General features: G+C 46.1%; 17 protein-coding genes and 2 riboswitches. Of the genes, 5 read left to right on the top strand and 12 right to left on the bottom strand.

Features of this window, described 5'->3' with window-relative positions; translation table 11 throughout:
- Nucleotides 1-1107 (bottom strand): glycine cleavage system aminomethyltransferase GcvT, encoded by a 1107-nt coding sequence (gene gcvT / locus DRW41_RS19480; RefSeq protein ID WP_115453703.1) that lies wholly within the window; start codon nucleotides 1105-1107, stop codon nucleotides 1-3.
- 158 nt (nucleotides 1108-1265) lie between these two features.
- Nucleotides 1266-1346, bottom strand: a riboswitch (glycine riboswitch).
- Nucleotides 1347-1349: 3 nt separating this feature from the next.
- Nucleotides 1350-1437, bottom strand: a riboswitch (glycine riboswitch).
- Between the two features lie 339 nt (nucleotides 1438-1776).
- Here gcvT and DRW41_RS19475 point away from each other — a divergent pair.
- Complete coding sequence (locus tag DRW41_RS19475) at nucleotides 1777-3465, top strand: DEAD/DEAH box helicase (RefSeq protein WP_115453771.1); 1689 nt, start codon at nucleotides 1777-1779, stop codon at nucleotides 3463-3465.
- Complete coding sequence (locus tag DRW41_RS19470; protein ID WP_115453702.1) at nucleotides 3443-4234, top strand: YqhG family protein; 792 nt, start codon at nucleotides 3443-3445, stop codon at nucleotides 4232-4234. The genes DRW41_RS19475 and DRW41_RS19470 overlap by 23 nt, the downstream gene beginning before the upstream one ends.
- A gap of 89 nt (nucleotides 4235-4323) precedes the next feature.
- Here DRW41_RS19470 and DRW41_RS19465 read toward each other — a convergent pair whose 3' ends face one another.
- Genes DRW41_RS19465 through comGA form a run of 9 tightly spaced genes read right to left on the bottom strand, consistent with a single transcriptional unit; the run spans nucleotide 4324 to nucleotide 9077 of the window.
- Entirely contained in the window at nucleotides 4324-4506 is a 183-nt protein-coding gene (locus DRW41_RS19465; protein WP_115453701.1) for a YqzE family protein, read from the bottom strand.
- A gap of 26 nt (nucleotides 4507-4532) precedes the next feature.
- Complete coding sequence (locus DRW41_RS19460) at nucleotides 4533-5054, bottom strand: shikimate kinase (protein WP_115453770.1); 522 nt, start codon at nucleotides 5052-5054, stop codon at nucleotides 4533-4535.
- An 11-nt stretch (nucleotides 5055-5065) separates the two neighbouring features.
- Nucleotides 5066-5443, bottom strand: a complete 378-nt coding sequence (gene comGG, locus DRW41_RS19455; protein ID WP_115453700.1) for a competence type IV pilus minor pilin ComGG — start codon at nucleotides 5441-5443, stop codon at nucleotides 5066-5068.
- Nucleotides 5443-5916 (bottom strand): competence type IV pilus minor pilin ComGF, encoded by a 474-nt coding sequence (gene comGF, locus DRW41_RS19450; RefSeq protein ID WP_181884650.1) that lies wholly within the window; start codon nucleotides 5914-5916, stop codon nucleotides 5443-5445. The genes comGG and comGF overlap by 1 nt, the downstream gene beginning before the upstream one ends.
- Nucleotides 5867-6172 (bottom strand): type II secretion system protein, encoded by a 306-nt coding sequence (locus DRW41_RS22715; protein WP_142752256.1) that lies wholly within the window; start codon nucleotides 6170-6172, stop codon nucleotides 5867-5869. Before DRW41_RS22715 ends, comGF begins: the two co-directional genes overlap by 50 nt.
- Before the next feature lie 10 nt (nucleotides 6173-6182).
- A complete protein-coding gene (gene comGD / locus DRW41_RS19445; RefSeq protein WP_115453698.1) occupies nucleotides 6183-6623 on the bottom strand; it encodes a competence type IV pilus minor pilin ComGD in 441 nt (146 codons plus the stop codon).
- A complete protein-coding gene (comGC, locus tag DRW41_RS19440) occupies nucleotides 6620-6958 on the bottom strand; it encodes a competence type IV pilus major pilin ComGC (protein ID WP_115453697.1) in 339 nt (112 codons plus the stop codon). Before comGC ends, comGD begins: the two co-directional genes overlap by 4 nt.
- A gap of 15 nt (nucleotides 6959-6973) precedes the next feature.
- Nucleotides 6974-8005, bottom strand: a complete 1032-nt coding sequence (gene comGB, locus DRW41_RS19435; protein ID WP_115453769.1) for a competence type IV pilus assembly protein ComGB — start codon at nucleotides 8003-8005, stop codon at nucleotides 6974-6976.
- Nucleotides 7992-9077 (bottom strand): competence type IV pilus ATPase ComGA, encoded by a 1086-nt coding sequence (gene comGA / locus DRW41_RS19430; RefSeq protein ID WP_115453696.1) that lies wholly within the window; start codon nucleotides 9075-9077, stop codon nucleotides 7992-7994. The genes comGB and comGA overlap by 14 nt, the downstream gene beginning before the upstream one ends.
- 358 nt (nucleotides 9078-9435) lie before the next feature.
- On the opposite strand from comGA, the gene DRW41_RS19425 reads away from it, so the two are divergent.
- Together DRW41_RS19425 and DRW41_RS19420 are read left to right on the top strand one after the other, a co-directional pair.
- Complete coding sequence (locus DRW41_RS19425) at nucleotides 9436-10137, top strand: helix-turn-helix transcriptional regulator (protein ID WP_115453695.1); 702 nt, start codon at nucleotides 9436-9438, stop codon at nucleotides 10135-10137.
- Between the two features lie 84 nt (nucleotides 10138-10221).
- Nucleotides 10222-10464 (top strand): DUF2626 domain-containing protein, encoded by a 243-nt coding sequence (locus DRW41_RS19420; RefSeq protein ID WP_053367130.1) that lies wholly within the window; start codon nucleotides 10222-10224, stop codon nucleotides 10462-10464.
- A gap of 50 nt (nucleotides 10465-10514) precedes the next feature.
- Here DRW41_RS19420 and DRW41_RS19415 read toward each other — a convergent pair whose 3' ends face one another.
- Together DRW41_RS19415 and DRW41_RS19410 are read right to left on the bottom strand one after the other, a co-directional pair.
- Complete coding sequence (locus tag DRW41_RS19415; protein WP_115453694.1) at nucleotides 10515-11603, bottom strand: class I SAM-dependent methyltransferase; 1089 nt, start codon at nucleotides 11601-11603, stop codon at nucleotides 10515-10517.
- 28 nt (nucleotides 11604-11631) lie between these two features.
- A complete protein-coding gene (locus tag DRW41_RS19410) occupies nucleotides 11632-12279 on the bottom strand; it encodes an MBL fold metallo-hydrolase (RefSeq protein WP_115453693.1) in 648 nt (215 codons plus the stop codon).
- Between the two features lie 169 nt (nucleotides 12280-12448).
- On the opposite strand from DRW41_RS19410, the gene DRW41_RS19405 reads away from it, so the two are divergent.
- Nucleotides 12449-12622 (top strand): DUF2759 domain-containing protein, encoded by a 174-nt coding sequence (locus DRW41_RS19405; RefSeq protein ID WP_115453768.1) that lies wholly within the window; start codon nucleotides 12449-12451, stop codon nucleotides 12620-12622.
- Nucleotides 12623-12697 lie beyond the last annotated feature (75 nt).

Below are 12697 nucleotides of genomic sequence, written 5' to 3'. Positions count from 1 at the left end.
TTATTTCTTATCCCTTTTGTAAAAAGGGATTGGCACTATTTTCGCTTTCAGCTTTTTCCCTCGGATCTCAACTTCCACTTCGTTGTCCAATTCGGCAAACGCGGTTTTGACCAGAACAAGTCCGATATTCTTTTTCAAGGTTGGGGACTGCGTTCCGGTGGTAACCTCACCAATCAATTCGCCGCCTGAATATACCGGATATCCATGCCTTGGAATGCCCCTGTCAATCATTTCAATTCCGGCAATTTTCCTTGGTACACCATTATCCTTTTGCTGCTTGAGGGCTTCCTTGCCAATGAAGTTATCTTCCTTGTTTAGCTTTACGGCAAAGCCGACTCCTGCTTCAAGCGGTGAAATCTCAGGTGACAATTCCTGTCCGTAAAGGGCAAGGTTCGCTTCGAATCGAAGGGTGTCACGGGCCCCAAGTCCGCATGGAAGCACCCCTTCATCCTTACCTGCTTCAAGGATGCCATTCCAAAGCTTTACCACATCGGCGGGGTCGCAGTAGATTTCAAAGCCATCTTCTCCCGTATAGCCTGTCCTCGATACGAGGGCTTTGGCTCCATTAAGGTCAACAGAGTCTTTAAATTTGAAAAACCCGATATCGGATAGATTATCTTGGCCTGCAAGCTTTTGAAGGACACTCTCGGCAAGCGGGCCTTGGATGGCCAACTGGGCGGTATTGTCAGAAAGATTTTCCATCGTTACGTTACCTTCAAGATGGTCCTTAAGCCATTTATAATCCTTATCCGTATTGGAAGCGTTGACGACCAGCAGATAGTGGTCCGCCCCCATTTTGTATATAAGCAAATCATCAACCGTTCCGCCGTTTTCATAGCACATCGCTGTATATTGCGCGGCACCGTCCTGAACCTTTGAAACATCGTTTGACATCATTTTTTGTAAAAACTTCAGGCTGTCGGGCCCTTTGACTTCAATTTCACCCATATGGGAAACATCGAATAAGCCCGCCCTTGTCCTGACAGCTTCATGCTCTTCCTTAATCCCCGAAAATTGGACCGGTAATTCCCAACCGCCAAAATCAATCGTCTTCCCGCCGTATTGCTTGTAAACATCGAATAACGGCGTCCGTTTCAGTTCCGACATCAATAATCCCCCTTTACTGGAATTCTCCTTCACAAGCCGCAAATTTCCCCCTAGAACCCCAAGCACTCCCGTGGCCTGATTTCCCATTCGCTTCCTTTTTGCCAAAAAGCATTAATCAGCAAAAAAGGACAGAATCCTCCCTTGAATGTAAGAGAGGTCTCTGTCCTTTCACCTGAAAGTTTACCTGAAGCAGGTTTTCCCCTTTGGTGGCTTCATCCTATGTAAAGCGCTCTCCAGAGCCGCGTCCAACAAGGGTTCTTTTGCCTGAGAGATTCGCATGTCTGCTTGCTCCTTCGGCGCTACTGGCGTAGTCTCTCCCCTTGTTATCATCCGCTATTATAATATTTTTCAAACGGGCCATACTAACATTCAGCGAAACTTCAAGTTTCGGGATACTCGTCATGGCACAAAAATGCGCACCCTTGGCCCATAGGCCTCCCTTCAACGTGAAGGTGTCCCAAAAATGCCTTCCTGCTGGGCGGGAAACAAGTGGGAGCGGAGAAAATATTGCATTTATTGAAACTTTTAAAACTATCTTCATCCTATCATTAAACACATCGTTAGGGCAACGGTTTTATGGGTGGTATTGACCCTGATGATTCAAAAAAGAAAACGATTACAATTCCTGGAGGGAATTCTCTTAAACTTTTTGGAAAGGGGTTAATCGCCATGCCTGTTCAAATTGAAATCGATGGGTCCTGGCACGACGATTTCCTGCAAAGGATCGGCCATGACGGCCCATGGGGCAGCTGGGATCTTTACAAACTTGCCGCAGCCGCAGAACAGCATCTAGCCATCCCGGAATTCGAAGGGCTGCAGGCGCCAAAATATCTTCCCGGACTCACCCCTCTCCCTCACCAGCTAGAAGCCGCGAAGCAAGTAGTGGAAAATATGAATGGGAAAGCAATTCTCGCGGATGAAGTTGGCCTCGGCAAAACGATTGAGGCAGGATTAATCTTAAAGGAATATATGATCCGGAGGCTGGTCCGCAAAGTGCTGATCCTCGTCCCCGCTTCCCTTGTTACCCAATGGGCGATTGAATTGAATTCAAAATTCCATATCCCCGCGGTAACGCAAAAAAAATCGTATGTTTGGGAACAGTGCGACGTGGTTGTGTCATCGATTGACACAGCCAAAAGAGTCCCGCACAGGGATATCGTATATAAACAAAACTACGACATGGTAATTATTGATGAGGCGCACAAATTGAAAAATAACAAAACGAAAAATTACGAATTTGTCCAGAACTTGAAAAAGAAATTCTGCCTGCTGCTGACAGCAACGCCGATTCAGAATAAAGTTGAGGAAATTTTCAATCTTGTATCGCTTCTTAAGCCTGGCCACCTCGGCAACGAATCTTCTTTTTTTGATAAATACCGGAAAGATTCCCGCACCGTTGCAGACGATGCCAATTTGAAGGAACTCGTCAACAAAGTCATGATCCGCAACCGTCGCGGAGATACGGGCATCGAATGGACCAAACGCCATGTCCAAACCATACCGATTGAATTTTCCGCCACGGAGCGGAACTTGTACGATGGCATTTCGGATTTGCGTTCTTCCTTGGATTTGGGCGGCACAAGCGCGTTCTCGCTCATTACTCTGCAGCGCGAAGCATGCAGCAGCAGGGAGGCTGTCTATTACACCCTTAAAAATATGCTTCTCCGGAAGGATGGCCCTTCAGGCAAATATGAAGAAAGAATCAATGGTCTAATTGAACTTGTCAACCAGGTGGAGCGGAACTCAAAAGCGGAAAAGGCGCTTGAATTGATTAAAAAAATCGAGGACAAGGTAATCATCTTCACAGAATATCGGGCTACCCAACTCTATTTGCAATGGTTCCTGAAGCAGCACGGAATCAGCTCTGTACCGTTCCGCGGAGGGTTTAAAAGAGGCAAAAAGGACTGGATGAAGGAACTGTTCCAAAAACATGCGCAAGTGCTAATCGCAACCGAGGCTGGCGGGGAAGGGATCAACCTGCAGTTTTGCAGCCACATCATCAATTTTGATCTCCCTTGGAACCCGATGCGGCTTGAGCAGAGAATTGGCCGTATCCATCGGCTCGGCCAGGAAAAGGATGTCATGATTTATAATTTTGCTGTCAAGGACACGATGGAAGAGCATGTCCTGAAGCTCTTATATGAAAAAATCCATTTGTTCGAAAAGGTTATAGGCGAGCTGGACGATATCCTGGCAAAATTCGAATTGGGGAATATGGAAGATCATTTGGCAGATATTTTCGGGCATTCCCTCACGGAAGGAGAAATGAGGATCAAGATGGAAAACCTGGCTTCGATGATTGAATTCGCAAATGGTTTCAGGGAGGGGACTCAGCATGCTGCAGGAGGAAATCCATAAATTTCTCTTAGAATATTTCAGGGCGAACGATTGCGAGGTCTCTGGGCAATCACCTGGCCACTTAACAATACAGCTCACCGAAGAGATCGACAAGGAGCTGATGAACCGGCCTTTTTATTGGCATTATTTAGAAAAGACAGGCGGAGTCCCAAACCCGATGTCGGTTACATTCATTACCGACCCGGAAAAATCACCACCGGAATTAAAAGGGGAACAGATTCATTTTGGGTCACCCCGCCTCCACCAAATTTTTGAATCGTCAAAAAAACTGGCGCGGTTCACCCGGCAATACCACTCCCATACGTCGGGAATGAAAACTCCACTTCTTCCATGGCTTTGCCTGAATGTGAATGTCTCGTATACATGCGACCGAAAAAGGGATGTCTTGAGGTCTGTTGGACTACATTTGATTAATGGCAGAATTGTTGAAGGGTTTCATGAAAAGCTGCTATCCATCCCTCTGACACCGAAAATACCTGACTACTCCTATACAATTTCCCCATTAATAAAGCCAAAAAGCGGCTTTGTCAGGGTGGAGAATTACTTAAGGTCGGGTATCGAGCAAGAGGATCACAGCTGGGCGGATGCTGCCCATGAAAGATGGGCAAAAGACGAGCACCTTCTAGACCATTTTTATGAAGGTTTAACAGTGGATGATTCGGAAAGCTACCGAACTGAAAAAACAGCCTTGCGGGAGCAGTACGAACCAAAGGTAGCCATATCCCTCGTAAACGGAGGACTTTTCTACCTGAAGGAAGATGCAATTTGATAAGAAAAGCGCATGCGCCCGTTTAGCGCCGTATGGACTGGAGGGAAGCAGCTGAATTGTCAAAAAAAACAATGAGAAGCTGCCGCTTCTCATTGTTTTTTCCTTTTCACTCCAAGATAGACGATGTAGGGCAAAATGCCGAACCACCTATACCAAAGGGAGGCCCTGCCCTCCTTTTTGGCGGTGCGGATTCTCTTTCGTTCATCTTTGGGCTGATCAACATATTTTACGAATGACTGGGCTATATAATGGACAAAGTCATTGGTTTTCATAGCGAGCACCTGCTTTCATTTCCCTGCTAGCAAGTATGCCCCATCCCTCGTTCTTTGAAACAGGCGATAAGCTCGCCAATGATTTCTTCTGGCGTTTTCCCGCTTGTGGAAATCCTGATATCAGCTATTTCCAGGTAAATTGGCATTCTTATGCTTAACCTCTCGCGGATTTCCTTATCCTTGTCGCCTTTCAGGAGAGGGCGCGATTGGTCGTAAATAAGCCTCGAAAGGATGACATCTGCGGGGGCGTCCAGAAAAACGGCAATCCCTTTTTCTTTCATAACAACCCGGTTGATTTCTTTAAGGGGAACTCCCCCGCCTGTCCCCACTACGGCATTGCTTTCCGGAAGGCCCGTTAGCAATGCGGTTTCCAATTCCCTAAAATAGGCTTCGCCATCTTCCGCGAATATCTCGTTTATGCTTTTCCCTTCCTTTTCGGCAATTTCTTCATCCGTATCGATGAACCGCACGCCTAGCCTTTCAGCCAAGAGCCGCCCTACAGTTGATTTGCCCGATCCCATGAATCCGATTAAAAAAATAGTTCGCATGTCCAGCTCCGTTAGTTTTTTTCCATCCATTTTACCATTCTTTTAAGCGTGCTGTCATAATAACCATATCCTTCAACCGGAATGCCGCCGTCCACTCTGACGGAAATGGTGATTTTCAGCACCCCTGGCGTTGCCGGGGAGACGGAATACGCCGCCACGCCTCTCCGGTAGGAATGGCTTCCTCCAGCTAAAACACCTTCCTGCATGGATTTTTCAATTTTTTTAAGGGAGGACACCATATAATACTCTTGCAGCATGATGGATTCGGTTTCCTTTGCCATCCTGCTTTCAATTAACAAAAGTTCCGATGCCGCGGCGAGAGTAACAGAGATTGCGAGAAGAACCGCAAGCGTAAGCGGATAAGTGAATCCTCCTTTGCTATTTGCCATTAGCCGCCCTCCCAATTTACGAATGAATGGATGCTCCCTTTGTATTCCTTGCCTTTGATATCCTTCATTGAAATCGTGATAGCCTGTCCATTCCGGATGAATGTAACAGAGGCGATATTCTGGAACAGAACCTCGTGGCCGGTAAGGTTTACCCTTCTCCTAAGCATGCTTCCATACTTTTCATATATAATCGTGTCCTTGCCATTTTTCATGACGAGCTTTCCTGACAGCACATCGACGGAACCGCATACCCTCAGTTCCTTTTTTGCCTGGTTTAAAAAAACATCCCATTCCATTTCCTGCAGCCTGTTGCTTGCTAGTTCCCTGTTGCTTTTAATAACGGAAACGGAAGGGACGAGCAAAAAAGCAATGATGCAAAAAGCTGCGAGTGCGATGACCATTTCGGCAAGGCTTAATCCTTTATCATTCCAAATACCCGCAAACCGTTCCGGTTCCCGCTGCTGGATGTTCATAGGTAACGCATACCTCCCTGCTTCCATCACCATTTGATTTTATGTAGAGCTTATATACCGTCCCGCCGATTTTTTCCGTAATGGAAATCGGGTCTGCTCCTTCAGCCGCACTTCTGATCAGCTCCGTATACATCATCTGCCTGGAGTTTTTCTCCACGCTGGCACGCTCGCCCTTCTCCCAGATAAATGAGATTGCGGGTATAAGGAATAAAGCGGCTATTCCGAGTGCGGCCAATGATAAAAGCATTTCAGCCAAGAAAAAACCTCTACTCTGCCGCAACATAAAATCTTCCCCGGCCAATCTGGATAGTCATTTTGTATTTCTCATCCTTGATAAGGATATAAAAAGAGCCAAAAAGGTTTACATTCCCATCTCCAAGGAATTTAAATGATAGTGGCATCGATCCTTTTGTTATATCGATTTCCCCTGAGTACCGGCGCTCCGTGACGAAAGGCATATCGAATCTTTCGTGCGAGTAATAATAGTTTTTATCCCTGACGATATTCACCGTCACTTCACGCTGATGTGAAATGGCGTAAAGCTGGGAATAATACAGATCCGCTTTCAGGGTATTGAAGAAAGCATCTTTCCTTGCTGTTTCATATAAAGGTACCGCTGAAGCAAGGCTGGCTACGGAAATGACTAGAAATCCCGCCAGCACTATTAGGGCCTCTGCCATGGTAAAACCCTTTTCGGACGCTATCATTGGGCCATAGTTACTTCCGTGGTTTCGATTACCTCACCATTCGGGCCGATTGACAGTTTCGTTTTCCCGCCAGGGCAGCCGCCAGCTTTATCAGGCAAATAGCCTTCTGATATAAGTTCGGCCATCGAAGAAGGATATTTCCCTTTTTCGAGTTCAAATGCCTGTACCTGGGCTTGGACCATCTTTTTGTACGCATCACAGCCTTTGGTATTGATATTTTGATTATGCTTTGTGATATTCGGGATGGTGATGACAAGAAGAACAGATATGATAAGCATGACGACCATCATTTCAATCAATGTAAAACCTCGATTATTTTTAAGGATGCGTTTCATTTTTTCTCCTCCTTCTTAAATACCGTCAAGCATGTGAAACATCGGCAGTAAAATCGCCATGTATATGCAAACAACCAGCAATGCTATCACCAGGAACATAACCGGCTGGATTGCCCTGGTTATTTTTTCGACTTTTCCCTCCAGCTTGGCAAGGCAGTTCTTGCTGTAAAGACGCAGTTCTTCCCCCAGCCTGCCGTTTTCCTGCCCGTGGCGGACAACCCACGGGAACTCCCTTTCAAAAAAAGGCAGTGATGCAAGGATTGTCTCGAGCCTTTCACCGCCTGCAAGCTGTTCCTTAATCAGTGAAGCCGTGTCGCTGTAAAATTCTTGTTCCTTATTTTCCACGAAGAATGAAAGTGCTTCGAAGACAGATAGCCCGCCCGATAGCAAATAGCACAATTGAATGGAGAAATAATGGGTGTGGAGGATTCTTAGCAGGTTCCCGGCAAATGGAACACGAATGAGGAGTTTTCTTTGGGCAAGGGGTGGGAGTGACTTGAACCAAAATTGTTGAAGAATGAAGCCTGCGAAAATCGCGGCCGCCGCACCTCCCATCACAATGGGAAGCGCTTGTCCAAAAGCAGAGACAATGAAAGTGAAAAGGTTCTCTTCAAGTCCCATGGAATCAAATAAAAGCGAAAAACGGGGCAGGAGTGAGTTCTGGACAAAAAATAGCAGGATACTTGTGAAAGCGAGCAATAAGAGCGGATAGTACATGAGTTTCATAAGCTTCCTGGCATCCCTGTCCCGATTGAGCAGCGCATTGCTCCCCTCCAGGACAGCCTCCGCGACGTTCCCGTGCTTTTCTGCGAAAAAAACATATCCCGAAAGCTCCTTGTTAAATCCCATTTCTTCAAGAGCCTTGTGGAAAGGAACGCCGGTTTTAAGCAGGGCCATACAATCGACCAAATCCTGTTTGCGAGTTCCATGAAGCTGGAACGATAAAGATTCAATCGCTTCCGACATGTGGTATCCCCTTTGAAGAAGCTCCCCCGCCTTTTTAAGGAATTCCGCCTGTTCCTTTAATGGCCATTTACGTTTCCTCATGGGAAAATACCAGCCTTTCATATTCCGAATATTTAATATATCCGAGTGCGATTCCCTTCCTGATTGCCTTGCCCAACGTTGGGTATTCCACCCGCACCGCTTCACCCCTTGATGAACGGATCGCTGCTTCAAGGGCTTTTCCGGACAGAAGTTCAAATACACTGGCCCTTTTCCTAACCCCGGTTGAATGGCAATATGGCGGGCATTCCCCGCCGCAAAAAGGGCAGTTAAGTTCGACAATCCGCTGCGCCGTGACAGCGACAAGCGTTTGTTCAACCTCAAGCCAGTTCACGCCGAATTCATGGAGCCTGTGGATTGCCCCCGGCGAGTCCCGCGTATGCATTGTTGTGAGGACCAGGTGCCCCGTCAAGGCGGCCCTTACCGCAACCCGGGCTGTTTCTGCGTCGCGTATTTCACCTACCATGATGATGTCGGGATCGTGCCTAAGGATTGCCTTAAGGCCAGCCGCATACGTTACGCCGGCTTTTTCATTCACCTGAACCTGAAGGACGGTGCCGCATTCCTTTTCAATTGGATCCTCAAGGGTAATTACGCTTCGCTGGTATTTGCTTGCCGTTTCATTAAGAAGGGAATAAAGGGTTGTGGTTTTGCCGCTCCCAGTCGGCCCTGTTAGGATAATCATGCCATGGGAGTGCTTTAGAAGGTTCAGCAATTTTTTTGCCATATCCGGGAAGAGGGACAATCTGTCGAAGGAATATTTATCATGCTGGGGCAGTAACCGGATGACCATGCTTTCCCGGTTATTGGACGGAAGTGTCGAGAGGCGTAGCCCAAACGAACGGCCATTGACATTGGCCAATACAGCACCGCTTTGCGGCCTTCGACGTTCTCCTATATCCATATGGGCGGTAAACTTAAAATGGGATATGAGCCTGTCACATTCATCTTTTGGAAGGGACATGCGCGGGCTTAGTTTGTTGGTAATGCGGAATTGAATCAATGTATCTTCCTTGCGGGGGAGAATGTGGATATCTGTCGCATGATGCTCGACTGCATTCGCGATGATTCTGTCGGCGAGTGATTCTATGGCACTCGTAATGGATAACACCACCTTTCACTTTTATTATACAGTTCTTCCCAAATAATTCTAATTTTATCGAACTGAAATTTATGAATTTTTTGTTAACAAGCCACTAATAGAGTTAATATGGCCTACTGTACGTATGATTAAATACTTTTCTACTATAACCCTTGGTGAAAAAGTAGAATTAAAGGGAAATGTTCAGAAAACGAGTATTGACAGAAATATCGTATATGATTTGTACATGTTTTGTATAATGTTTATCGAATGACAATAGGTCATTTGTGAACACTTTCCAAACATATAGTGTTAACATTGTTAACCTCATTCCAATGGGATTTGTGCTGTATTATAATGGAATAAATTGAGGGGTCCGAGGTGAACCATAATGGAGCAAACATTAAAAATAACGAACGTTTTATCCGATCCAACCAGGTATTACATCTATCAATACATCACTAAACGCCACCAGGAAGTAACTGTCCAGGAGGTAGCAGACAATTTCAATATCCATCCTAACGTCGCGCGCCTTCATCTTACCAAACTCGAGGATGTCAATATGCTGGCATCCGAAACGAAAAAAACCGGTAAGGGCGGCAGGCCAAGCAGGTTATACAGGCTTTCCGACGATGTTATCCAGCTCCACTTTCCTTACCGCGACTATATGCTGCTATCAAAAGTTGCAATCCAGACCATGCTAAGTTTGGGTGAAGAAGGCAAAAAGGCATTGTTTATGACCGGGAAACGTTTCGGAACGGAAATTATGGAACAGGAAATCGCCAAAAGACAGCAGGCCGGGCTGGAAATGGATTTTGATCAAAAACTTGGCGTCTTGAAAAGCGCTGCCACACTCGCGGGCTTTTATCCGGAGTTCGAGGTGAATGGCGATCAGACAAAGATTTTTTTCCAAATCTTCAATTGCCCATTCAAGGAAGTCGCTGTGGACCATTCCGAAGCTGTATGCAGTATGCATCATGAATTTTTGAAAGGCATGTTTGAAGCATTATTCCAATCCGCCGAATTGATTGAGCACCAGAATATAGCCAATGGATGCGACACTTGCACCTACCAGGCATATGTAACGAATTAACTTGGTAGATGATGGTTTACTTTTCCCTCTCTTTTATCTTATAATATGGTACGATGGTATTGCGGGTAAAAGGGAGGGTTACATATGGAGCGAATGTACAGGGTGCTCGGCTTCTGGACCGGGATTTTCACAGTGATGTTTTACTTGGGGCATATGCCAAAAACATCCCTGCTTTTCCTGGCGCAGACCGGATTCTTTGTTCTTTTAAGCTATCTTAAATTATCCGAACGCATGTATATGTACGTTTTTGGGGCATATTTGACAATCTTCTTTGCTGGATTCACCTACTGGACTACCTTCATGATGCCATTAGGCGGAGGCCATTAATTCCTAATATGCTCAAAAAACCGCCGGGGAGGCATTTCCCCGGCGGTTTTTTATGGAAAAATACTTCCGGAATTAAGCTTCCGCCCCTTTTGCTGGATAAGAACATGAAAGGAGGGACTCATACCGGAAGGAAGAACGAGGCTCCTTATTGCCCGATTGCGCCTGCTCCTCTCCGAAAACGGGTTCGGATCATAGTGTTCCTCAAGTTCCGCCAGGATTCCCGCGGAAAGTAGGAATTCATCCTGCCTTAGCTTCAAAAGCGTTTCAAGGCCATTATTCTCCCCCGCCTTTGCAAGGGCATCAAAATGGATGTGCGAGGTTATATCCATCGTTCCTGGATTCTCAAGTATATCATCCATCATTTGATGGTTTTTATATCCCCGCAGGCTCCCGCTTCTCCTTTCGGGCATCATCCACTCCTCCGTCGTATAGCCGTAATCGACGGTGGCGACAATTCCTTCATCGAGGGCAATTGAAATGGCCTTCACCATTTCCTCCATAGCCAATGGAACTTCTATCCGCTGCCCTTCCTTAAGGGCAAACCCATTATCCTCTAGAAAAGAGTATATCTTCGCATTCTCAAGCGGTACGAGTTTTTCATAAAGCCTGCCGCCCGCGATGCCTACCATCGCCTCCATGAGTGTCCCTTGATGATTTTCTACAACATGGACTGGCAAGGCATCAAATAATTCATTCGAAAATACAAGGCCTTTGAATTGCCGGATGCTGTCAATCCCAACGGCTTGTGAGAAACCGGAAAAACCATCGAGCGTCTCGCGCTGCAATTTCTGATGAAAAGGGCTTGCCTCAATGATTGTATAGGCAAGGTTTTCATTGGAATGGTTTTTCCACTCTTCGATGAAGGCCTTCGCAAAACGGCCGTTCCCCCCGCCGATTTCACAAACGGCAGGAACAAGCCCATGGACTTCGACGAGACGTGCAAACCACTTTGAAAAAATGCCGCCGAAAATATCCGAGACATTGCTGGATGTAATAAAATCGCCTGACCGGCCGATTTTTTCCGAATCCCGCATATAATAGCCATCGACAGGATGATACAGAGCCATACCAATATAGTCGGCATAGGAAATAAGCCCATTTTGTGATTTTTCGATTACTTCCTTGAGATAAGCAAGCATACCGGTCCCCCTAATCGTTTTCCAAATGTTAAGGCTTTGATCCAAACCCATGGAGGAACGGATTCGAATCCATTTCATCCTCAATCGTCGTCACAGGGCCATGGCCTGGCAAAACGATCGTGTCCTCAGGCAGGGATAATAGTTTTGAATGGATGCTTTTCATCAGTTCCTTCTCGTTTCCTCCCGGCAGATCCGTCCTCCCGATGCTTCCCATGAATAGCGCATCGCCTGAGACCACAAGGCCATTTTCGGAAAAATAATACGAGACGCTACCCGGTGAATGTCCAGGCGTTTCGAAAATATCAAATTCAAAGCCGTCTAGTTCCATTCGTCCTTCATTTTTAATTAAATGTTCTGCATGCCTCACCCTTACCGGCGGCCCGACTGGAAATAATCCTGACCCATTCAGGGCAGGATCGCCGAGCCATTTCGCTTCCCTTTCATGAAGATAAACAGGGATCCGATAACGGTCCCTGATAGGATCGACCGCTCCTATATGGTCGAAATGGGCGTGTGTAAGCATGATTGCCGCAGGCTCGAGTTTTTTTCCCGAAAGTATATTGATGAGTTTATTCGCCTCTTCCCCGGGATCAAAAATAATGCACTTGCGGTCTTCACTGTAAAGCACATAGCAATTTGTCTGCAGGCCGCCAAGAGGGACCGGAAACCAATTCATCTGAAAACCTCCTGTTGCAGGTGTGATAGCTTTATTGTACACTAATGCTCGACAAATCTGATAAAAAACTATAGAATTGAAGTCGAATGGAAACGTTTTGCTACATAATGGGGCTGGGCTTTTCCGCCCATAGACTAAAGGGTAAAGGGGGCTTTAAATTATGCTTAAAATAGGGCTTGTTATTATTTTCGCGCTTGTTACTTTACTGGCGGGATATAGTTCATTTACTGCATTAAAAAATAAAAATTTCCTCGGACTATTTTTTGCCGTTGCGACACTCCTTGTTTTCGGCTGGTTCACTTTCATGACCATCCTGAAAAGCGGCTACCCTACTGGAACCTAAAACGATGTTAAAAAGGACTGCCCAGAGTGATTGAACTATAACCCGAATAATGGACACTTTTAAAAAAGGTCCATT

Source organism: Neobacillus piezotolerans (genome assembly GCF_003362805.1).
Taxonomy (GTDB): domain Bacteria; phylum Bacillota; class Bacilli; order Bacillales; family Cytobacillaceae; genus Bacillus_D; species Bacillus_D piezotolerans.
The sequence above is the reverse complement of the archived record's forward strand: the minus strand, read 5'-3'. Positions and strand labels throughout refer to the sequence as shown.

Coding starts and splice junctions, on each gene's coding strand:
- DRW41_RS19475 (WP_115453771.1), top strand. CDS start 1,777: ATGCCTGTTCAAATTGAAATCGATGGGTCCTGGCACGACGATTTCCTG.
- comGC (WP_115453697.1), bottom strand. CDS start 6,958: ATGAAACGCATCCTTAAAAATAATCGAGGTTTTACATTGATTGAAATG.
- DRW41_RS19470 (WP_115453702.1), top strand. CDS start 3,443: ATGCTGCAGGAGGAAATCCATAAATTTCTCTTAGAATATTTCAGGGCG.
- DRW41_RS19410 (WP_115453693.1), bottom strand. CDS start 12,279: ATGAATTGGTTTCCGGTCCCTCTTGGCGGCCTGCAGACAAATTGCTAT.
- DRW41_RS19425 (WP_115453695.1), top strand. CDS start 9,436: ATGGAGCAAACATTAAAAATAACGAACGTTTTATCCGATCCAACCAGG.
- DRW41_RS19420 (WP_053367130.1), top strand. CDS start 10,222: ATGGAGCGAATGTACAGGGTGCTCGGCTTCTGGACCGGGATTTTCACA.
- DRW41_RS19415 (WP_115453694.1), bottom strand. CDS start 11,603: ATGCTTGCTTATCTCAAGGAAGTAATCGAAAAATCACAAAATGGGCTT.
- comGG (WP_115453700.1), bottom strand. CDS start 5,443: ATGGCAAATAGCAAAGGAGGATTCACTTATCCGCTTACGCTTGCGGTT.
- DRW41_RS19465 (WP_115453701.1), bottom strand. CDS start 4,506: ATGAAAACCAATGACTTTGTCCATTATATAGCCCAGTCATTCGTAAAA.
- gcvT (WP_115453703.1), bottom strand. CDS start 1,107: ATGTCGGAACTGAAACGGACGCCGTTATTCGATGTTTACAAGCAATAC.
- DRW41_RS19460 (WP_115453770.1), bottom strand. CDS start 5,054: ATGCGAACTATTTTTTTAATCGGATTCATGGGATCGGGCAAATCAACT.
- comGB (WP_115453769.1), bottom strand. CDS start 8,005: ATGAGGAAACGTAAATGGCCATTAAAGGAACAGGCGGAATTCCTTAAA.
- comGF (WP_181884650.1), bottom strand. CDS start 5,916: ATGAACATCCAGCAGCGGGAACCGGAACGGTTTGCGGGTATTTGGAAT.
- comGD (WP_115453698.1), bottom strand. CDS start 6,623: ATGATAGCGTCCGAAAAGGGTTTTACCATGGCAGAGGCCCTAATAGTG.